The organism is Bradyrhizobium sp. HKCCYLS3077, from assembly GCF_051167555.1.
Classification (GTDB): Bacteria; Pseudomonadota; Alphaproteobacteria; order Rhizobiales; family Xanthobacteraceae; genus Bradyrhizobium.
On sequence record NZ_JBNPTH010000003.1, the window covers coordinates 831,437 to 850,906 of the forward strand.

Annotated in this window: 18 protein-coding genes; 12 read left to right on the plus strand and 6 right to left on the minus strand. The window is 67.0% G+C overall.

What is annotated here, in order from left to right:
- The first annotated feature begins 89 nt into the window (after positions 1-89).
- From xylB to ACQR0Z_RS15820, 6 genes are all read left to right on the plus strand, one after another.
- On the plus strand, positions 90-1,547 hold the full coding sequence (gene xylB, locus ACQR0Z_RS15795; RefSeq protein WP_434919225.1) for a xylulokinase: 1,458 nt from the start codon (positions 90-92) through the stop codon (positions 1,545-1,547).
- Complete coding sequence (gene xylA, locus ACQR0Z_RS15800) at positions 1,544-2,866, plus strand: xylose isomerase (RefSeq protein ID WP_434919226.1); 1,323 nt, start codon at positions 1,544-1,546, stop codon at positions 2,864-2,866. The genes xylB and xylA overlap by 4 nt, the downstream gene beginning before the upstream one ends.
- Positions 2,867-2,903: 37 nt before the next feature.
- Positions 2,904-3,665, plus strand: coding sequence for an ATP-binding cassette domain-containing protein (locus tag ACQR0Z_RS15805; RefSeq protein WP_434857234.1), 762 nt, complete (start codon positions 2,904-2,906; stop codon positions 3,663-3,665).
- Positions 3,665-4,762, plus strand: coding sequence for an ABC transporter permease (locus ACQR0Z_RS15810; RefSeq protein WP_434856675.1), 1,098 nt, complete (start codon positions 3,665-3,667; stop codon positions 4,760-4,762). The genes ACQR0Z_RS15805 and ACQR0Z_RS15810 overlap by 1 nt, the downstream gene beginning before the upstream one ends.
- 85 nt (positions 4,763-4,847) lie before the next feature.
- Positions 4,848-5,783, plus strand: a complete 936-nt coding sequence (locus tag ACQR0Z_RS15815) for a sugar-binding protein (protein WP_434856674.1) — start codon at positions 4,848-4,850, stop codon at positions 5,781-5,783.
- Between the two features lie 137 nt (positions 5,784-5,920).
- Positions 5,921-6,793, plus strand: a complete 873-nt coding sequence (locus tag ACQR0Z_RS15820; protein ID WP_434919227.1) for a bifunctional helix-turn-helix transcriptional regulator/GNAT family N-acetyltransferase — start codon at positions 5,921-5,923, stop codon at positions 6,791-6,793.
- On the opposite strand, the gene ACQR0Z_RS15825 is transcribed toward ACQR0Z_RS15820, so the two are convergent.
- Both ACQR0Z_RS15825 and fabA read right to left on the minus strand, forming a co-directional pair.
- Complete coding sequence (locus ACQR0Z_RS15825; protein ID WP_434919228.1) at positions 6,747-7,514, minus strand: alpha/beta hydrolase; 768 nt, start codon at positions 7,512-7,514, stop codon at positions 6,747-6,749. The genes ACQR0Z_RS15820 and ACQR0Z_RS15825 overlap by 47 nt on opposite strands.
- Positions 7,515-7,557: 43 nt before the next feature.
- A complete protein-coding gene (gene fabA, locus ACQR0Z_RS15830) occupies positions 7,558-8,088 on the minus strand; it encodes a bifunctional 3-hydroxydecanoyl-ACP dehydratase/trans-2-decenoyl-ACP isomerase (protein WP_434919229.1) in 531 nt (176 codons plus the stop codon).
- A 420-nt stretch (positions 8,089-8,508) separates the two neighbouring features.
- Here fabA and ACQR0Z_RS15835 point away from each other — a divergent pair, with 420 nt between their 5' ends.
- On the plus strand, positions 8,509-10,080 hold the full coding sequence (locus tag ACQR0Z_RS15835; protein ID WP_434919230.1) for a L,D-transpeptidase: 1,572 nt from the start codon (positions 8,509-8,511) through the stop codon (positions 10,078-10,080).
- Between the two features lie 55 nt (positions 10,081-10,135).
- Here ACQR0Z_RS15835 and ACQR0Z_RS15840 read toward each other — a convergent pair whose 3' ends face one another.
- Positions 10,136-10,810, minus strand: a complete 675-nt coding sequence (locus ACQR0Z_RS15840; RefSeq protein WP_434919231.1) for a hypothetical protein — start codon at positions 10,808-10,810, stop codon at positions 10,136-10,138.
- Between the two features lie 301 nt (positions 10,811-11,111).
- On the opposite strand from ACQR0Z_RS15840, the gene ACQR0Z_RS15845 reads away from it, so the two are divergent.
- Positions 11,112-12,029 carry a PaaI family thioesterase gene (locus tag ACQR0Z_RS15845; RefSeq protein WP_434919232.1) on the plus strand — a complete coding sequence of 306 codons (918 nt, stop codon included), beginning with the start codon at positions 11,112-11,114 and terminating at the stop codon, positions 12,027-12,029.
- A gap of 18 nt (positions 12,030-12,047) precedes the next feature.
- On the opposite strand, the gene ACQR0Z_RS15850 is transcribed toward ACQR0Z_RS15845, so the two are convergent.
- On the minus strand, positions 12,048-12,401 hold the full coding sequence (locus tag ACQR0Z_RS15850) for a DUF2200 domain-containing protein (protein WP_434919233.1): 354 nt from the start codon (positions 12,399-12,401) through the stop codon (positions 12,048-12,050).
- A 23-nt stretch (positions 12,402-12,424) separates the two neighbouring features.
- Positions 12,425-13,600 carry an excisionase family DNA-binding protein gene (locus ACQR0Z_RS15855; protein WP_434919234.1) on the minus strand — a complete coding sequence of 392 codons (1,176 nt, stop codon included), beginning with the start codon at positions 13,598-13,600 and terminating at the stop codon, positions 12,425-12,427.
- A gap of 199 nt (positions 13,601-13,799) precedes the next feature.
- Between ACQR0Z_RS15855 and ACQR0Z_RS15860 the strand changes: the two genes are divergently transcribed.
- Together ACQR0Z_RS15860 and ACQR0Z_RS15865 are read left to right on the plus strand one after the other, a co-directional pair.
- Positions 13,800-15,401 carry a GMC family oxidoreductase gene (locus tag ACQR0Z_RS15860; protein ID WP_434919325.1) on the plus strand — a complete coding sequence of 534 codons (1,602 nt, stop codon included), beginning with the start codon at positions 13,800-13,802 and terminating at the stop codon, positions 15,399-15,401.
- Positions 15,402-15,545: 144 nt separating this feature from the next.
- The gene (locus ACQR0Z_RS15865; protein ID WP_434919235.1) at positions 15,546-15,734 is read left to right on the plus strand and encodes a hypothetical protein; all 189 of its coding nucleotides are present in this window, start codon (positions 15,546-15,548) and stop codon (positions 15,732-15,734) included.
- 48 nt (positions 15,735-15,782) lie between these two features.
- Here the strand turns inward: ACQR0Z_RS15865 and ACQR0Z_RS15870 are convergent, their stop codons facing one another.
- Positions 15,783-17,309, minus strand: a complete 1,527-nt coding sequence (locus ACQR0Z_RS15870) for a serine aminopeptidase domain-containing protein (protein WP_434919236.1) — start codon at positions 17,307-17,309, stop codon at positions 15,783-15,785.
- Between the two features lie 160 nt (positions 17,310-17,469).
- On the opposite strand from ACQR0Z_RS15870, the gene ACQR0Z_RS15875 reads away from it, so the two are divergent.
- Together ACQR0Z_RS15875 and ACQR0Z_RS15880 are read left to right on the plus strand one after the other, a co-directional pair.
- Positions 17,470-18,189, plus strand: coding sequence for a RibD family protein (locus tag ACQR0Z_RS15875; RefSeq protein ID WP_434919237.1), 720 nt, complete (start codon positions 17,470-17,472; stop codon positions 18,187-18,189).
- The gene (locus ACQR0Z_RS15880) at positions 18,182-19,459 is read left to right on the plus strand and encodes a flavin monoamine oxidase family protein (RefSeq protein WP_434919238.1); all 1,278 of its coding nucleotides are present in this window, start codon (positions 18,182-18,184) and stop codon (positions 19,457-19,459) included. Before ACQR0Z_RS15875 ends, ACQR0Z_RS15880 begins: the two co-directional genes overlap by 8 nt.
- Positions 19,460-19,470 lie beyond the last annotated feature (11 nt).

Here is a 19,470-nt window from a genome sequence, read left to right on the forward strand (position 1 = left end):
GGCTGATCGCGGATGGACGACGAGACGAGCAGGGGCTGTGCGAAGCGACGCAGATCGCCACGTCCAGCAACCCGTGGGAGGAGTAGACCGTGTTTCTCGGACTGGATGTCGGCACATCCGGCGTGAAGGCCGTGCTGGAGGATGACAAGGGCGCGCTGATTGCGAGCGCCGGCCGTCCGCTGGCGCTGTCGCATCCGCAGCCGCTGTGGTCCGAGCAGGATCCCGATCATTGGGTCGAAGCGACGTTGGGCGCGATCGACGATCTCGCCCGCGCGCATCCGCGCGAGACCGCGGCGGTGCGCGGCATCGGCCTGTCCGGACAGATGCACGGCGCGACCCTGCTCGGGCGTGACGGTCGGCCGTTGCGGCCGGCGATCCTGTGGAATGACGGCCGCTCGCAGGATGAATGCGCCGAGCTCGAGCGGCGCTGCCCGGAACTGCACGCCATCGCCGGCAATCTCGCGATGCCCGGCTTCACCGCGCCGAAGCTCGCCTGGGTCGCGAAGCACGAGCCGCAGATTTTCGATCGTGTGGCGAAGGTGCTGCTGCCGAAGGCCTATGTGCGCTACCGGCTGTCGGGCGAGATGGTCGAGGACATGTCGGATGCCGCGGGCACGCTGTGGCTCGATGTCGGCGCGCGGCGCTGGTCGGAGACGCTGCTGGCGGCGACCGGGCTCGGTCTCGATCACATGCCGCGTCTGGTCGAAGGCAATGAGCGCAGTGCCGTTCTGTCACGCGAACTGGCGCGGCGCTGGGGCATGGGCGCCGATGTCGTGATCGCGGGCGGCGCGGGCGACAATGCGGCGAGCGCGATCGGGCTCGGCGCGATCAGGCCCGGTGACGCCTTTCTGTCGCTCGGCACATCGGGCGTGCTGTTCCGCGTCACCGACCGTTTCGCACCGGCGCCGGAGGCGGCCGTGCATGCGTTCTGCCACGCGCTGGGTGGTCTCTGGCACCAGATGGGCGTGATGTTGTCGGCGGCGGCGTCCCTGGCATGGCTCGCGCGCATTCTCGATGCGCCGGAAGCTGAACTGCTGGCGCCGCTGGGCGCGGCCGTGGAACGGCCGAGCCCGGTGCAGTTCCTGCCTTATCTCGATGGCGAGCGCACGCCGCACAATGACGCGCGCGCCGCGGGCGCACTGGTCGGCCTGCGCAGCGCCGCTGACCGCAGCGATCTCGTGCAGGCGGTCCTCGAGGGCGTGGCGTTCGCCGCGCGTGACATGCGGGCAGCCCTCGGCCGCAACGCTCAGGCGATCACCGAGGTCGATCTCGTCGGCGGCGGCTCGCGCTCGCTGGTGTGGGCGCAGATCATGGCCGATGTGCTCGGCGTCGCCGTGCACCGCGTCGAGGAGGGCGAGGTCGGCGCCGCGATCGGCGCGGCCCGGCTCGGCCGTCTCGCCGCCACCGGCGAGGCGCCCGCCGATGTCTGCCGCAAGCCGCGGCGGCTGCAGAGCTTCGCGCCCCGCGCCGCACAGCGTGCGGCTTACGACGCAGCTTACGCGCAATGGCGCAAGCTCTATCCCGCTCTCAAGGAGTCGATCTCGTGAACGTCCAGGCCCCCTTCTTCCAGACCGGTGCGACCATCGCTTATGGCGGGCCAGAGTCGCGTAGCCCGCTGTCGTTCCGCTGGTACGACAAGGACCGGATGATCCGCGGCAAGCGGATGGAGGAGCATCTGCGCTTCGCCGTCTGCTACTGGCATTCGCTCTGCTGGCCGGGCTCCGATCCGTTCGGCGGCGAGACCTTCCTGCGGCCGTGGCAGCATGGCGACGACGCGCTGGCGCTGGCGCGCGCCAAGGCCGATGTCGCGTTCGAGCTGTTCCGGCTGCTCGACGTGCCGTTCTTCACCTTCCATGATGTCGATGCCGCGCCGGAAGGCGCGACGCTGAAGGAATCGGTCGCCAATCTCAACGCCATCGCCGATCTGTTCGAACGGAAGATGGCGTCCGCCAAGGTGCGGCTGCTGTGGGGCACGGCGAATCTGTTCTCGCATCGCCGCTACATGGCTGGCGCCGCGACCAATCCCGACCCGGATGTCTTCGCCTACGCGGCTGGCCAGGTGCGCGCCGCGCTCGAGGTGACGCATCGCCTCGGCGGCGCCAACTACGTGCTGTGGGGCGGCCGCGAGGGCTATGAGACGCTGCTCAACACCGACATGAAGCGGGAGCTCGACCAGCTCGGCCGCTTCGTGTCCATGGTCGTCGAGCACAAGCACAAGATCGGTTTCAAGGGGCCGCTGCTGATCGAGCCGAAGCCGAAGGAGCCGACCAAGCATCAATATGATTTCGACGTCGCGACCTGCTACGGCTTCCTGAAGCGCTACGATCTGCTCGACGACGTCAAGCTCAACATCGAGCAGAACCATGCGATCCTCGCCGGCCATTCGTTCCAGCACGAGATCGCGCTGGCCCAGGCGCTCGGCGTGTTCGGCTCGCTCGACATCAACCGCGGTGACGACCTCCTGGGCTGGGACACCGATCAGTTCGCGATGAACGTGCCGGAGCTGGCGCTGGTGTTCCACGACATTCTGCGGGGCGACGGCTTCACCACGGGCGGATTGAACTTCGACGCCAAGATCCGGCGGCAGTCGATCGATCCCGACGATCTGCTGCACGCCCATGTCGGCTCGATGGATGCGTGCGCGCGGGCGCTGATCGCAGCCGACCAGATGCTGGAGGACGGCGCGCTGACGGCGCCGATCGCGCAACGCTACGCCGGCTGGGACGGCGACGAAGGGCAGGCCATTCTCGCCGGCCGCCGCTCGCTCGCCGAGCTCGCCGACCGCGCCATCACCTCCGGCCTCGATCCGCAGCCGCGCTCGGGCCGGCAGGAATATCTGGAAAGTGTGGTGAACCGCTATGTCTGACGACAGCAGCCTGCGCATGCCAAACGAGACGGCCGCCATGGGCGCGACGCCCACGGCACAGCCGGTGCTGGAGCTCAAGGGCATCGGCAAGCAGTTCGGCGCCATCCGCGCACTTCACGGCGTCGATCTGACGATCGGCGCCGGCGAGGTCGTGGGCCTGATGGGCGACAATGGCGCCGGCAAGTCGACCCTGGTGCGCATCATCGCCGGCAACTTTCCGCCGAGCCAGGGCGCGATCCAGTTTTGCGGCCGCGAGGTGCATTTCCATCGCCCGATGGACTCGCGCAGCGTCGGCATCGAGGTCGTCTACCAGGACCTCGCGCTCGCCAACAATCTTACCGCCGCCGCCAACGTCTTCCTCGGCCGTGAGCTCAGGCGCAATTTCGGACCGCTCAAGCTGCTCGACCACAAGGGCATGGAGGCGCGCGCGCTGGAACTGTTCCGCGAGCTGCGCTCGGAGACGCGGCCGCACGATCTCGTCAAGGACATGTCGGGCGGCCAGCGCCAGGCGGTGGCGATCGCGCGCACGCGGCTGTCCAATGCCAAGCTGGTGATGATGGACGAGCCGACGGCGGCGATCTCGGTGCGCCAGGTCGAGCAGGTGCTGAGCCTGATCCATCGCCTGAAGGAGCAGGGCATCGCCGTGATCCTGATCTCGCACCGCATGCCCGACATCTTCGCGGTGTGCGACCGCGTCGTCGTCATGCGGCGCGGCGAAAAGAAGGCCGACAAGCCGGTCGCCGAGACCAGCCCCGAGGAAGTCACCGCGCTGATCACTGGCGCCAAGGAGGCCGCGTGATGTCCGTTCCATCCGAAACGAGCGCGACGAGCCCCGACGTCACCTTCACCAATGTCGGTGCCAGCAGGTGGTGGCATCGCGGCGTGTTCGCGTCGCAGACGGCCTATGTGACGATGGCGCTGGTCGCGCTGATCGTCATCATGAGCTTCGCCAGCCCGTATTTCCTGACCCAGGGCAACCTGCAGAACGTCGCCAAGAACTTCTCCTTCATCGCGATCGCGACGCTCGGCATCACTTTCGTCATCATCACCGGCGGCATCGATCTCTCGGTCGGCTCGCTGATGTGTTTTGCGGCGATGATCACCTCCATGGTGATGACGTCGCTGTCGACGCCGGGAATGCCGCTGTCGTCGCTGTTCGTGCATCTCGCCGCCGACGGCAAGACGGTGGTGGCGAACGTGCCGGGACTGATCCTGATCGTCTCGGTGCTGGCGGGCCTCGTCGTGTCGCTGATCGTCGGCCTCGTCAACGGCGTCTGCGTCGCGCTGCTCGGGCTGTCGCCGTTCGTGACCACGCTCGGCATGCTCTCGATCGTGCGCGGCCTCGGCTACGTCATCTCCAACGGCAAGGGCAGCTTTCCCGGCGGCCCGGATGCCGATTATTTCTATGCGCTGACGCAAGGCGACGTGTACGGCGTGCCCGCGCCGTTCATCTATCTCATCCTGCTGGCGCTGCTGATGGCGCTGGTGCTGCACCACACGACGTTCGGCCGCCACGTCTTCGCGATCGGCGGCAACGAGAAGGCGGCCGAGCTGACCGGCGTCTCGGTGCCGCGCGTCAAGATCGAGGTCTATGTGGTCGGCGCGCTCGCAGCGGGCCTGCAGGGCATCATCATCTCCGGCTGGCTCGGCTCCGCGCCGGCCAACATGGCGACGTCCTACGAGCTCAACGTGATCGCGGCGGCGGTGATCGGCGGCGCCAATCTCGCCGGCGGCATCGGCGGTCCGCTCGGTGCCATCGTCGGCTGCGTGCTGCTGGAGGTCATCCGCAACGGCCTCGTGCTGGCGCAGGTCAACTCCTACTGGCAGCAGACCCTGGTCGGCGTGATCATCATCGCAGCCGTGCTGGTCGATCGCATCCGCGCGCGACTCTTGTGACGGGATACTGGCCGGGATGTGACTGTTCAGTCTATCCGCGCCCGGCGCAGACAATCATCAAGGATAGACATGGAGGAGGGAAGCCATGAAGAAGCTGCTGTATGCGGTCGCATCGCTCGCGATCCTGATGGGCCCGGCGCAGGCCGAGACCAAGTATCGTTTCGCCATCGTGCCGAAGGCGATGAACAACCCGTTCTTCGACGTCGCGCGCGACGGCTGCCTGAAGCGCGCCAAGGAGCTCGGCAATGTCGAGTGCATCTACAAGGGCCCGGTCGAGCACGAGCCGGCCACCCAGGCGCAGATCATCCAGGACTTCATCACCCAGAAGGTCGACGGCCTCGCGATCTCGGTGGCCGACGTCGCGGCGATGACCAAGTCGATCGACGCGGCGACGGCGGCCGGCATCCCTGTCATCACCTTCGACGCGGATGCGCCCGGCTCCAAGCGCCTCGCTTACATCGGCACCAACAACAAAGACTTCGGCCTCGCGCTCGGCAAGCAGCTGCGCGAGCTCCGGCCTGATGGTGGCAAGTACGCCGTGGTGTCCGGCGGTCCCGGTGCCAAGAATCTCGCCGAGCGCGTCGATGGCGTGCGCGAGGCGCTGAAGGGCTCGAAGTGGACGGAAGTGGCGGGCTCGCCGACCTTCTGCAACGACGATCCAGCGCTGGCCGTCCAGCAGATGGCTGACCTCCGCACCGCGACCCCTGACCTCGGCGCCATCGTGCCGATCGGCGGCTGGCCGATGTTCGCGCCCGAGGGCTACAAGGCCTTCGTCAACAAGAACAAGAAGGACATCGATGCCGGCAAGCTGACGCTGGTTGTCGCCGATACCTTGAAGATGCAGCTCGAGCTGCTGCGCGACGGCTATTCCAACGCGCTCACCGGCCAGCGTCCGTTCGAGATGGGCGAGAAGTCGATGGACACGCTGCTCGCGATCAAGAAGGGCGAGAAGGTGCCGGAGGTGATCTACACCGGCCTCGATCTCGTGACCAAGGACAACGTCGCGAAGCTTTTGAACTGATCTGAGTTCCTCCCGGGGAAAACCTGGCGGTCCGGCACCCGGCTTCGGCGGGGTGTCTGGACCGCCTTTTTTGTTTTGTACGTGGGCGCGTGCCAGTCCGATTGACATTTAGAGATGTCTGACTTAAGTCAGATATTATGCTCGATCCGATCGCCCGCGTCCGCCGCTTCAACCGCGCTGTCACCTCGGAGGTCGGCGCGCTCGACACCTCGTTCCTGGGGCGTGGGCGGCCGCTCGGCGCGGCGCGCGTCCTCAACGCGGTCGGTCATGGCCGCAACGATGTCGCCGAGCTGCGCGACTACCTCGCCCTGGATTCCGGTCTGATGAGCAGGCTGCTGCGCGGTCTCGAGGAGGAGGGGCTGGTGATCACCAGGCCGCATCCGGACGATGCGCGCCGCCGCATCGCAAAACTCACCGCCGCCGGCCGTCGCGAGTTCGACGCCTATGAGACGCTCTCCAATGCGCAGGCTCAATCGATGCTGGGGCGCTCCAGCCGGCGCGAGGAGCTGCTCGCGGCCATGGACATGGTCGCCGCCGCGCTCGGCCGCGACCGCATCGGCATCGACGAGGTCGATCCGCGCAGCGAACCGGCGCGCTACTGCCTGACCGAGTATTACGCCGAGCTGTCGCGCCGCTTCGCCCGCGGTTTCGACGTCAAGCTGTCGCGCGATCCCGACGCGCTGGATATGTTGGCCCCGCGCGGCGCGTTCTTTATTGCGCTGTCGGACGGGCTACCGCTCGGCTGCGTCGGCCTGAAGGGCTCGGGGCTGGAGATCGCCGAGATCAAGCGGCTCTGGGTCGCTCCTGCAGCGCGCGGCCTGGGCCTCGGCCGGCGCCTGATGGACGCCGCCGAGACCGCCGCGCGACACCTGTCGATCACGACGCTCCGGCTCGACACCAACAGCGCGCTCGGCGAAGCCCAGCAGCTCTACCGCAAGACCGGCTGGACCGAGATCGACCGCTTCAACGACGATCCGTATCCGGATTTGTTTTTCGAGAAGGTGCTTTAGGTTGAGTCCGGCTTGCGTTCGGCTCGAGTTGGCGCGCGATCGCTATAAGGGCACTCGCCGTCTCGGCTGGGCACAATGTGGGATGAAGGTGTGTTCCGTTCAGCTTCTCGACTGGCCAACGCAGGCGGAGCGCCTCTGCACTAGCATGCTCATAGATCGGCGAAGTTTGGAGGTAGCCAACGGGGATATGGCGCCACGGCATCAGGTCCATGTCCTCTTCGAACCAGCTCAGCGTCATAGCGGGAAGGCCATCCTCGAATTGCGCTAACGCGATCGGATTCTGGGACAGCTGGTCCAAGCCGATGAGCGTGGCCCGCTGCGGGTCCTGAACGAACCACCGCGACCAGATTGGAAGAATTCCGTCCGCTGCAGCAATGCGGCGCACGAACTCATGCAGTGCGGGGCGGACCGGCCATGCGCGGCCTCCGTCCGGCGGAATGTCGCCATCGACAATGATGATGCCGCGGACTGGGAGCTTGGTCGCAAGACTGGCGACGAGCGCACTCGCTGAACTGTGGCCGACGAGAATGGAGGCGTCGGTTGGCGCGATGTGATCGAGCAGAAGCCGTGGCCAAGCGCTCCAGGCCGGTGGCGTTGCATGATGCGCGAGAATATCTGGCACTTGCAGCGAGTAACCTAATTTCCGCAGGTGTTCGGCCGTTGGCTGCCAGCTCGACGCGCGCACCATGGGGCCGGCAATCAGGATGAATTCTTTGCTCATGTCGTCTCGATAAAAATGGTCGTTAAGCGGAACTGTTGAAGTCTCAACCCGCCGCGCCGACCAGTGCGACCCTCATGTCGGCTGCCTCGAAGACGCACCTGCCGTCGGCCAGCACGCGGCCGTCGGCGATGCCGAGCACCAGCCGGCCACGCCTGACCTGGCGCATGTCGACCTCGTAGCGCACGCAGCTCACGTCCGGTGTGATCTGGCCGCGGAAGCTGACCTCGCCGACGCCGGTGGCGCGGCCTTTGCCCGGCGAACCCGACCAGCCGAGCCAGTAGCCGACCATCTGCCACATCGCGTCGAGGCCGAGGCCGCCCGGCATCACCGGATCGCCACGGAACAGGCAGTCGAAGAACCACAGCTTCGGCGTGATGTCCAACTCGGCCACCACACGTCCCTTGCCATATCGGCCGCCGTCCATGCTGAGCGCCGTGATCCTGTCCATCATCAGCATGGGCGGCGCCGGCAACTGCGCGTTGCCCGGGCCGAAATAGCCGCCCTCGCCGGACTGGAGCAGGTCCTCCTTGGTGTAGGACGATTGCGGTGTGTGAAAATCGCGCGGGTCGGGCATCGGCTCTCCTCCCTTCGGGCCGGGTGAGAAAAAGCGGGCCCGAATGGTGCGGAGCTCGCCTGCGCGATGGAGGGTGGGCACGCGGAACAGCGCATTCAAGCGCTCCCGGAAAATTTCGTTCATCTTGTCGCATGACGGTTGTTCCGCCCGTGCGAAGCCCGCGGACCTCGCCGCGCCCTTTCGCGTTAAGTGACGGGCAACCGGTGGGGTGTTGGATGCGGTGTCTTCAGTGTTGGGGTGATCACAGCGGCCGAGGGGGGCAAGCACGTCAGCGGATGTGTGCAGGCACCTGACGCAAATGCGGCAAGTGAGGCCGATTGAGGCGGTTGTCCGCCTCACTTCACCCCAAGACATGATCGAGCGTATATACCCTGCGTCGCTCGCGCGGGCGGAACGGCAATGGCGAATCGGGAATAGGGCATGGTGACACGATCCTCGGCGGCTCAGAACCTTGCAGCGATGCACCCACCCGGACCGGCTCTCGTGCTTCTGGCGGCCCTGGCGCTAGGACTGACCAGCCCCGTGGCGCATGCCCGGCAGGCGAAGCCCGCGCCGGTGACCGAGGCGACCGCGCCGCGCGCGCATGGCGATCCGATCATGGCGATCGTCTCGATCAAGACGCAGAAGGTCACGTTCTACGATTCGGAAGGCTGGATCTGGCGCGCGCCGGTGTCGACCGGCGTGTCCGGCCGCGAGACGCCGGCTGGCGTGTTCGCCGTGCTGGAGAAGGACAAGGACCACCACTCGACGCTCTATGACGATGCCTGGATGCCGAACATGCAGCGCATCACCTGGAACGGCGTCGCACTGCATGGCGGGCCGCTGCCGGGCTATGCCGCCTCGCATGGCTGTGTGCGCATGCCCTATGGGTTTGCTGAGAAGCTGTTCGACCGCACCTATATCGGCATGCGCGTGATCATCGCCCCAGGCGACGCGGCGCCGGTCGAGTTCTCGCATCCCGCGCTGTTCGTGCCGAAGCCCGACGCACTCGCCGCCGCGCCGTCGCGTGCGAGCACGCTGAACCGCGAGGCCGAGGAGGCGACGAAGGCCGCCGACGAGGCGAAAGCCGCTGCGGCCGCCGCCGAGCGCGAGGCGAAGTCGGTGAAGTCGAATTTGCGCAAGCTGGAGCAGGCGAAGGCGCGTGCCGATGCCGAGCTCAAGATGGCCGACAGGAAGCTCGCCGCGGTGAAGACCGATCAGGCGAAGCCAGCGGCCGAGGAGGCGCAGCAGAAGGCGGCGGCGAAGGCTGCCGACGCGGCCGCGCAGCTCGACGCCGCCAAGGCGGAGGCTTCCGCCAAGCTCGCCGCCGTCACGACGACGAAGGACGCCGCCAAGGCGGCCGCGGCGAGGAAGGCCGATACGAGCAAGGCGGCGACCGATGCCAGCCTCGCGACCGAGCCGGTCTCGGTCTATATCAGCCGCTCGACCCAGATGCTGTATGTGCGGCGGAACACGCACAAGCCGGCGCGTGACGGCGGTGGCGAGGTGTTCGACACCTCGATCGAGTCGCCGGTCACGATCCGCGATCCCGACCGCCCGCTCGGCACGCATATCTTCACGGCCGTGGCGCAGAACGGCGCGGGCCTGCGCTGGACGGCGGTGACGATCGACGACGGCGACGACGCCAAGGACGCGCTCGACCGCATCACGATCCCGAAGGATGTGCTCGACCGCATCGCACCGACGGCGGTGCCGCGTTCCTCGATCATCGTCTCCGACGAGCCGCTGTCGAGCGAGACCAATTATCGCACCGAGTTCGTTGCCGTGCTGAGCAATCAGCCGCAGGGCGGCTTCATCACGCGCAAGCCGACGACCAATGTCGACGTCGTCGCCAGCGGCGATCCATATGATGACGGGTTCGGGAACTTCTTCCAGCGCAGCTGGGATGGCCAGCCGGTCCAGCGCGGCTGGGATGGTCAGCCCGTCGCGCCGCAGCGTCGCCGCGGCCAGGCTCCGACCTATTATCGGCCGATGCAGCCGGGCTGGTGGTGACCAGCCGGGCCTGTGCCTGACCGCGGGCTGCGGTCAGGCCAACGTTCAAGTCAAATCAGTTGCGGCCGCCCGGGATGACGCCGGGCCACTGCATCACGAAAGGCTGCGGCTCCGACTGAGTCTCCGGCGCGCGCGCCACGCGCTTGACGCGGTGAGGACGGCTGCGCGAGATCGAGCTGGTGGCTTCACGCGCGGTCTCGATCCGCGTCAGTTGCTTGCGCATCTCGCCGGTGCTGGTCCGCAACTGCTCGATGGCCATGTCGGTGTTCGCGGCGGCGGTGCGCATTCCACTGAGCTCGGTCGTGACGTCTTCCTGCGCGGAGCGCAGGCGGATGGCCTGGCGCTTCAGCAGCGCGAGATCCTGCTCGATCTTGTCAGCGGTTTCGCGACGGCGGATCTCGCTGTCGTCGGCGGTGGTCCGCAGCGTCGCGAGGCCGGTCTCGGCGGTCGACAGGCTGGCCCGGAGCTGCAGCAGCTCGCCGGAGGTGTCGTTCTGGCGGTCGCGCAGCTGCGCGGTCTCGGCCTTGAGCTGGGTGATCTCGGATGTCAACGCGGCGACGCGAGTCTCCAGCGATGATGACCCGATGCCGGCAAAGGACAAGCTGTTGGCCCCGCCGCTGCTCCACCACATCACGCCGGCGCTCGCTGCGAGCGCAAGGCTCAGGACAATTCGTAGAGAGGTTGTGCCGCTGCTCGGCGGAGCATCCGGCGTCTTCACAGTCTTGCGCATCGACACGTCTCCAGGGATTCGATTGCGGCAATTATGACCGTATTAAGGTTTCCAATGTTCTAAGCGCGCCGTGCTGTCGTAACATTTCATCCACGTAGTTTTCCGGAATCTCGCGTGCAGTGATGAGATGGACACGCGGCGCGACACTGGCGGTCCGGTCGAAGGCGTGCCGTTCGGATTTTGCGAGCGTGTCCGCAATGCGTGGATGCCGGGCGAAGCGCGAGGCGGATGGTTCGCCGCAAGCCTTGCATTCGGGCAAAAGACGTCGCGCCTGTGACGGCGATGCGCTAAGTCTCGGGCCATGTCCGACACATCGATTTCCGCCGCGCCGCCGGCTTTCGACGACCTCGCCGAGGCCATCAGGCACCGCCGCTCGGTCTATGGTCACATCAGCGGCTTGAGAATGGACCGCTTCGCGCCCGGCGAGGCGTGGTCGACCTTGCCCTATCGCCCGGTGTTCGTCGGCGACAGTGACACCGGCGTGATCCATGGCGGCGTCGTCACCGCGATGCTGGATGAGAGCTGCGGCATGGCGGTGCAGCTTGCGCTCGACGGCAGCCGTGCGATCGCGACGCTCGACCTGCGCATCGACTATCAGAAGCCGGCGACGCCCGGCCTCGACATCAAGGCGCATGCCGTATGCTACCGCGTCACGCGCTCGATCGCCTTCGTGCGCGCCACCGCCTATCAGGAGGAGGAGAGCGCGCCGGTGGCGACCGCCACGGCCTGCTTCATGATCGGCGCCAACCGCACCAACATGCTGACGGACCGTCCGGCCTTCGGCGGCGAACCGCCGCCGCTCGATGCGCCCGATGATCCCACGGGGCGGTTCGCGAACAGCCCGTTCGCGCGGTGCCTCGGCATTCGAGTCGCCGATGACGGCACGGCGATCATGCCGTTCTCGCACCGGATCATCGGCAATCCCGTGCTGCCCGCGATCCACGGCGGCATGACCGGGGCGTTCCTGGAGACCGCGGCGATCGTCACCGTCATGCGCGAGCTCGGCGTGGCCGCGCCGCCGAAGCCGATCGGACTGACCGTCAACTATCTCCGGTCAGGCCGCGCGCTCGACAGCATCGCGTCGGCCTCGATCGTGAAGCAGGGCCGCCGCGTCGTCGCCTTCGAAGCCCGCGCCTGGCAGGACGACGCCACCAAGCCGCACGCCACGGCATTCGGCCATTTCATGCTGCGGCCCGAGGCGGGGCAGGACCAGGACTGAGAGCAGGACTGAGCGCGATCAGGATCTGCGCAGGATCTTGTCCATCGCCTTGCCGCGCGCCAGCTCATCGATCAGCTTGTCGAGATAGCGAATCTCGCGCATCGTCGGCTCCTCGATGTCCTCGACGCGGACACCGCAGATCACGCCCTTGATCTCCGACCGCGCCGGATTCATCGCGGGCGCCTGCGCGAAGAAGGTCTCGAAATCGGTCTTTTGATTCAGCTGGGCCTCGAGCGCCGTCTGGTCATAGCCGGTCAGCCAGCAGATGATCTGGTCCACCTCGGCCTTGCTGCGTCCCTTCTTCTCGCCCTTCGCGACGTAGAGCGGGTACACGCTCGCAAAGCTCATCGTGTAGATCTTGTGTTTCGCCATGGCTGCTCCCGCTCCGCCTGCCGTCAAGATCGTTCATGCTGCCTGTCGAGCGAGTCCAAGGCCCAGCGCAATTGGCGCTCGGTAGCGCGCAGCCGGATCTCGTCGGATGCCAGCTTCGCCAGCGCGAGCAGCGTCTTTTCCTGATCGGCGTCGAGCGTGCGCGGTTCGTAGTCGATGACGCACAGCGCTCCGACGGCAAAGCCGTCGGGGTCGGTGACGGGCGCGCCGGCGTAGAAGCGAAAATGCGGTTCGCCGGCGACGGCCGGGTTGGTATCGAACGGAGCTTTGCCCGCGAGGTCGTCCACGGCAAAGACGCCCTTCTGCAGAATGGTGTGATTGCAGAACGACCAGCTTCGCGGCGTCTCGGTCATCTGCAGCCCGACCCGCGACTTGAACCATTGGCGGCTGTTGGTCAGAATCGTCAGCAGCGCGACAGGGGCCTTGAGGCTGCGGCTCGCGAGCCAGGTCAGGCGGTCGAAGGCGTCCTCAGGCGCAGTATCGACCAGACCCGAGCGCTTCAGTGCTGCAAGGCGCCGGCCCTCATTCGCGGCGAGCGGAAACGGCGCGCCGTCCACGACGATGTCCCGCGGCGCGTCCCGGTCCTGTAGCAGGCTTTGCAACGCAGCCGGCAGTTGGTCTCGCGGCGTCACGGTCACGCGCCGCAAGCTTGAGAGATCGCCGCTCGCCGCGGCCTCGGCTCCTGCGACGGCAAACAGGGCGATCGAGCCGAACGCCGGATTCATGTCGATATGCTTCAGGAACGCCAGCCGGTCCGGATCGGCGTCGGTCAGGTCGACGATCACCGCGGCTGGCTGTCGCGAGCCGATGACGAAGGCCGCGGTGTGAGCATCCTGGTGGATCGCGACGGTGCATTCCGGCACGTCCGCCAGCGCCGTTTCGTAAGCCGCTCGCCGGTCCGCGGAGCACACGACGATGACGAGCGTGGAGTCCAGGACAGGCGCCGGCTTGGTGCGAGCGATCAGCGCTTGGACTTCGGTCCGGTAGACCCGGCGGTGTCCTCCCGGAGTCTTCCAGGAGGTGAGCGTGCCGCCCTCGATCAGCAATTGCGCCGTGCGCACCGAAATCCCGAGCAGCTTCGCCGCCTCGGATGTCGTCAGAACGTCCTTATCCATCGACCGCACCGTATCGGCTGGCAGCATGGTTCGCAGCTTCCGCTGAACCGCCGCACCCGCGTTCACCACATGGGCCGGTTTGGTTCAAGCGCAAGCGCGCCTGCGTGATCACGAAACAATCATATTTAGTGATATTGATAAAATCGATAGATTTGATATTTTCTATTCGCGTTGCGGCATCATATTACCTATTGTCGGTATGATCCGCCTGCGTCTGCACGTTGTGGATGTGTTGTGTCCACTTCAAACGGAGAGAGAGCCAATGATGACGACCGTGACCCGTGACGACGATCCGCAGCGGACCAGCCTGCGAGCACCCGAAATCAGCACAGGGCACTATGACTTCATCGTCTGTGGCGCCGGATCGTCGGGGTCCGTGGTGGCCGCGCGGCTGGCGGAAGATCCGGCGGTGCGCGTGCTCCTGCTCGAAGCGGGCGGCAGCGACGATGTTCCCGAAGTCATGAGCCCGGCGCAGTGGCCGCTGAACCTCGGCTCGGCGCGCGATTGGGACTTCAGGGCTGAACCCAATCCGCATCTGAACGGTCGGGCCATTCCGCTCAACATGGGCAAGGTGCTGGGCGGCGGCTCGAGCATCAACGTGATGGTCTGGGCTCGCGGACACCGCAACGATTGGGAGCGCTTTGCCGCGGAGGCGCAGGATGCGGCGTGGGGCTATGAGTCGGTGCTGGAGATCTATCGCCGCATCGAAAACTGGCAGGGCACCCCGGACCCGCGGCGCCGCGGCACTGGCGGGCCGGTGCACGTCGGTCCCGCGGCCCACCCGCAGCCGATTGCGCGGACGATGATCGAGGCCGCACAATCCCTGGGGCTGCCGGCATTCGACAGTCCGAACGGCGCCATGATGGAAGGGCGCGGCGGAGCTGCGATCAACGACCTGATCGTCAAGGACGGGCGGCGTTCGTCGATCTACCGGTCCTACGTGTATCCGCGGCTCGGCCAGTCCAATCTCACGGTGCTGACGGAGACGATGGTCACACGGCTGATCTTCGACGGCCGCTCCGTCGTCGGCGTGGAAGCGATGCGGGATTCGCAGCAATGCCGGTTCATGGCCGGCCGCGAGGTCGTGCTCTCGCTCGGCGCCATCAATACGCCAAAGGTTCTGATGCAGTCCGGCATCGGCCCGGAGGACGAACTCCGCCGTCACGGCATTCCGGTAATCCAGCATCTGCCGGGCGTCGGCCGCAATCACCAGGATCATATCGCCTTCGCCTGCGTCTTCGAATATCGCGAGCCGCAGGCCGTCGGTTACGGCGGTTCGGAAGCGACACTCTATTGGACGAGCGACGCGCGTCTCGATCGCCCCGACATGTTTCACTGCCAGGTCGAGTTTCCGGTCGTCAGTGCCGAGATCATGGGGCCGGACGTTCCGGAGCATGGGTGGACGATGTTCGCGGGGCTGGCGCATCCGAAGAGCCGCGGCACGCTGCATCTGTCGGGGCCGGGACCGGACGACCCGGTCCGCATCGCGGCCAACACGCTGTCGCATCCGGATGATCTCGCTGCGGCCTACGCCAACATCGAGCTGTGCCGCGCATTGGGCGGCGACCCCGCCTTCAACCGGCTCGTCAAGCACGAAGCCATTCCTGGCAAGCGCGATGCGGCCGCCATGGAGAGCTTCGTGCGCAACGCCGCCGTCACCTATTGGCACCAGTCGTGCACGGCCAAGATGGGACACGACGCGATGTCCGTCGTCGATGGCAAGCTGAAGGTCTACGGTGTCGACAGGCTGCGCATCGCCGATGCGTCGATCATGCCTGAGATCACCAGCGGCAATACGATGGCGCCCTGCGTCGTGATCGGCGAGCGCGCCGCCGACATCATCAAGGCCGCGCATGGCGTGAACTGACATCGCGCGGCCGGCCCGCATCGTATCGTCACGGACCGGTCGCTCGAATTCACACAGATCCATTCTCGTGCCGCTCGGTTGCGGGCGGCACGCCAGCTTGCCTTGCTGACAGCTATCAAGAGAGATTTTTCAATGACAAGCGAATTGACGCTGCTCGTCCTGCACGCCCGTGTTTGGCTCGACATGCGGGTTGCGGCCTATCTTCAGCGGCGGGCCGCGATAATCCAGGCGCGCAACCGGCGGGCGGCGCGGGGCGATGTTCGACCCTTCGACAGCGTGACGATGCCGATCTCGTCAGGCGCGCCCCGGCGGCTCGTGCTGGTTCTGATTTGAGGCCGCCTGCATCGTCTTGCCTCGCTCGGTTACCGGCGTAGTCACCCGCTATCCCGCCACGAACATCGGAAACGACACGCCGAGCGACCATGCCAGGATCAGGCCGAGGCCGATGCCTTCGGCGACCGGCGAATTGGTCCTGCGGCCGACGCTGCCGCCGATCAGGCCGAACACGATGAAGAACAGCACGATCACGGGGATGATGATCAGCAGGAAGAACAGCCGCCTGACATCGAGCGCCACGGCGCCGCCGAGCGACGCCAGGAAGGCGGCACGGATGAACAGCGTGCGCCAGAGCGCGGCGTGGCCGCCCTGATTGGCGATGCTGTCGGCCAGCATGTAGGGAACGGCGCCCACGGCGATCGCGGCGATGATCGGCAGGCGCGCCGGGATCGGCATGAAGGAGGCGACGTAACGGTCGAGCGCGCCGCCGAAGCCGAGGATTCCGTAGGTCGCCAGCGCGAGCGCCGCGAGCCAGGCGACGCGGCCGAAGCGAACGCCCTGCAGACGCAGCAGCGCCAGCGACAGCCCGCCATAGACCAGGAGATGCACCGCGATGTAGTCGGCGACCAGCACCGGCAGGAAGCTTGTGTCGACGAAGCGCAGCGCGACCGGTGTCACCATTGCGGGCACCAGCGTGGCGATCAGCAACTGGCGCAAAGGGATCGCAGGCGGCGGCGCAGCGCGTTGCGGCAGCAACTGGGCCAGAGGCCAGGCCAAGAGCACGATGCCCGCAAGCAGCAGCACGATGGCGCCGCCGGTCGCGGCGACCGGGCCGCTGCTGCTGCGGCCGAACGCCTGGTCGAGCCACCTGCGTGCCTCGCGCAGCGCCGTCGCCGAATACAAGACGCTCACATGCTCGACGTCAGGCGCCACGACGGCGCGACGGCCGCCGCCTTGAGCGGGATCGCCCACGGTCTGGCCTTCATCCGCGGCGGCATCGGCGAGCCTCAGATTGCGCAGCGCATCGCGGCGCAGCGCCGACTCCCATTCCCCCGTGATGATCAACAGGTCGCGCGGCGCGTTCGCGGTGACGGCCTGTGAGAACATCGAGATCGCCACCGTCGCGCCGATGCGCGGATCGGCCAGCGCCTGGCGTACGATGATGTCGGACGCCATGGAATGGCCGAGCAGGGCCACGCGGCCATCGGCGCCCGGAAGCGCCAGCGCCGCGTCGGTGACGCGCCCGATCTCGCTCATCAGTTTCCGCGTTGTGCCGTCGATACGCGTGACATCGCCCGACATCGGCTCGGGATTGCGGCCATGGCCCTCGAAGTCGAATGAGACGGCAAGATAACCCGCGTGCGCGAGCGTCAGTGCATAGGCCTCCATGAACTGGCGCGAGCCCGCGAAGCCATGGGCGATGACCACCACCGGTGCGGAGACCGCGTCACCGCGCCGATAGATGGTGATGGGCGTGGTGTCGACCTGGCCTTGCGTGATGGTGAGGCCGGCGCGCTCCGTCTCCAGGCGCCAGATGCCGGCCGCGCAGAGCGCAAGCCCGACAAGCGCCGCAGCCAGCAGCGCCATCGCGCGCGCACGCTTCGCAGTTGATGGGCGCGGCGCGCCTGACATGACCTGCTCCATTGCAGCCGATTTTAGCGCAGGGACATCCGGGGTAAACAGTCGGCGTGCGTGGAGAGGGCCGGCATCGAACGAAACCGGGGCCGCTTCGTTGACGACAGCGCTGCGGGAACCATATTCGATGAGCCCGCCGCGGCAACAAGGAGGATGCATGAAACCGGACGTGATCTGCCTGATGGCCTCGAGCGTCGACGGCCGGACATGGCCGAGCCGCTGGCGCCCGAAGGGCTCGGGCGACCTGTTCGAGCAGGTGCATGACAAGCTCGGCGGCGATGCCTGGCTGATCGGCCGCGTCACCGGCCAGGAGTTCGCCAAGGGCAAGTCTTATCCGGCAACGACCACCGAGCGCTTTCCGCGCGAGCATTGGATCAGCCGGCGCGATGCCAAGGTCTATGGCGTCGTGCTCGATGGCCACGGCAAGATCTGCTGGGGCCGCTCCGACATTGGCGGCGATCCGATCGTCGTCGTGCTGACGGAAGCCGTCTCGGATGCCCATCTCGCGGGTCTGCGCAGCGAGGGCGTGTCCTATATCTTCGCGGGTGAGACCAAGCTGGATCTGCCGCGCGTACTCGACATCCTCGCGCGCGAGTTCGGCGTGAAGCGCCTGCTGCTCGAAGGCGGCGGCCATGTCAACGGCACGTTCCTGCGGGCAGGGCTGATCGATGAGCTCAACCTCGTGCTGTGCCCGGCGATCGACGGCGCGAAGGGCGCGCCGATGGTGTTCGATTCCCCGGAGGACGAGTCCGACCAGCGCGCGCCTTTGACGGCCATGACGCTCGAAAGCACGACGGCGCTGGAGGGTGGCGCTCTATGGCTGCGCTACAAGCTCGCCAACGGCGCTGATCTGCCGGCGCAGGCCAGCCATGGCTGAGCAGCGCCGCGACCACATCATCATCGTCGGCGCCGGCGCAGCCGGCCTGATGGCCGCGCGCGAGCTCGCGCGCGCCGGCCGTAAGGTCACGCTGCTGGAGGCGCGCGAGCGCTGCGGCGGCCGCATTCATCCCTTGCCGGAGAGCGAGTTCGGCTATCGCGCCGACGCCGGCGCCGAGTTCATTCACGGCGATGCGCCGGTCACGCACGCGCTGATGGCCGAGGCGGGGCTGAGGTCGGTGCCGGTCGACGGCGCGCGCTGGCATGTGAGGAACGGCGCGTTCTCGCCTGACGATCCCGCCGACCGGCAGATGCGGCGGCTGTACGATGTCGCGCGGCAGCTCGACCAGGACATGACGGTGACGGCGCTGCTCGATCGCCATTTCGCCGGCGAGGACTTCGCGGCGCTGCGCCAATCCGTGCTCAGGACGGTTCAGGGCTATGACGCCGCCGATCCCGGCCGCGCCAGCGTGTTCGCGCTGCGCGACGAATGGATGGGCGGCGAGCGCGGGGCGCAGGGCCGCATCGTCGGCGGTTATGCATCGTTGGTCGATTTCCTCGTGGTGGAGTGCCGACGTCTTGGCGTCGCATTCCAGTTCGGCGCGGTTGTCAGCGCTGTCGAGACGGCAGAGGAGGGCGTCGTCATCCGCTGCGCCGACGGGCGAGTCGAGCACGGCGATCGCGTCATCCTGACGGTGCCATTGCCGCTGCTGCAGACCATTGTACTGCCGCCGGGCATGCGCGCTCCGCAGGCCGCGGCCGACGCCATCGGCTTCGGCAACGTGATCAAGCTGCTGCTGCGCTTCGAAAGTTGCTGGTGGCGCGGAAGCCGTACGGAAGATCTCTCGGATATGCTGTTCGTATTGTCCGATGCCGAGTTGCCGGTGTGGTGGACGCAGCATCCGAGCGAGCACGCGGTGCTGACCGGCTGGCTCGCCGGCCCGCCGACCCACGCGTTCGCGGCCATGACCGAGCCGGAGCTGATCGCATGCGGCCTATCGGCGCTCGCCTCGATCTTCGCGCGGCCGGCGAGCGCGCTGCGGCAAGAGCTGATCGCGGCGCGTGCCGTGGATTGGTCCAAGGATCCGTTCGCGCGCGGCGCCTATTCCTATGCGACGCTCGCCTCGCATCAGGCGCAGGACGCATTGTCGCGCGCGGACGGCCCGCTGCTGATCTCCGGCGAAGCGCTGTATCGCGGGCGCGACATGGGCACCGTCGAGGCGGCGCTGGCGAGCGGCCTCGACACGGCGCGGCGGCTGCTTGCCATCTGAGCGCGCCGCGT

What these genes read in the sequence shown, in the direction of transcription:
- ACQR0Z_RS15805 (WP_434857234.1), top strand. Translation starts at nt 2,904, where the DNA reads ATGGGCGCGACGCCCACGGCACAGCCGGTGCTGGAGCTCAAGGGCATC.
- ACQR0Z_RS15810 (WP_434856675.1), top strand. Translation starts at nt 3,665, where the DNA reads ATGTCCGTTCCATCCGAAACGAGCGCGACGAGCCCCGACGTCACCTTC.
- ACQR0Z_RS15815 (WP_434856674.1), top strand. Translation starts at nt 4,848, where the DNA reads ATGAAGAAGCTGCTGTATGCGGTCGCATCGCTCGCGATCCTGATGGGC.
- ACQR0Z_RS15820 (WP_434919227.1), top strand. Translation starts at nt 5,921, where the DNA reads ATGCTCGATCCGATCGCCCGCGTCCGCCGCTTCAACCGCGCTGTCACC.
- ACQR0Z_RS15825 (WP_434919228.1), bottom strand. Translation starts at nt 7,514, where the DNA reads ATGAGCAAAGAATTCATCCTGATTGCCGGCCCCATGGTGCGCGCGTCG.
- fabA (WP_434919229.1), bottom strand. Translation starts at nt 8,088, where the DNA reads ATGCCCGACCCGCGCGATTTTCACACACCGCAATCGTCCTACACCAAG.
- ACQR0Z_RS15835 (WP_434919230.1), top strand. Translation starts at nt 8,509, where the DNA reads ATGGTGACACGATCCTCGGCGGCTCAGAACCTTGCAGCGATGCACCCA.
- ACQR0Z_RS15840 (WP_434919231.1), bottom strand. Translation starts at nt 10,810, where the DNA reads ATGCGCAAGACTGTGAAGACGCCGGATGCTCCGCCGAGCAGCGGCACA.
- ACQR0Z_RS15845 (WP_434919232.1), top strand. Translation starts at nt 11,112, where the DNA reads ATGTCCGACACATCGATTTCCGCCGCGCCGCCGGCTTTCGACGACCTC.
- ACQR0Z_RS15850 (WP_434919233.1), bottom strand. Translation starts at nt 12,401, where the DNA reads ATGGCGAAACACAAGATCTACACGATGAGCTTTGCGAGCGTGTACCCG.
- ACQR0Z_RS15860 (WP_434919325.1), top strand. Translation starts at nt 13,800, where the DNA reads ATGACGACCGTGACCCGTGACGACGATCCGCAGCGGACCAGCCTGCGA.
- ACQR0Z_RS15870 (WP_434919236.1), bottom strand. Translation starts at nt 17,309, where the DNA reads ATGTCAGGCGCGCCGCGCCCATCAACTGCGAAGCGTGCGCGCGCGATG.
- ACQR0Z_RS15875 (WP_434919237.1), top strand. Translation starts at nt 17,470, where the DNA reads ATGAAACCGGACGTGATCTGCCTGATGGCCTCGAGCGTCGACGGCCGG.
- ACQR0Z_RS15880 (WP_434919238.1), top strand. Translation starts at nt 18,182, where the DNA reads ATGGCTGAGCAGCGCCGCGACCACATCATCATCGTCGGCGCCGGCGCA.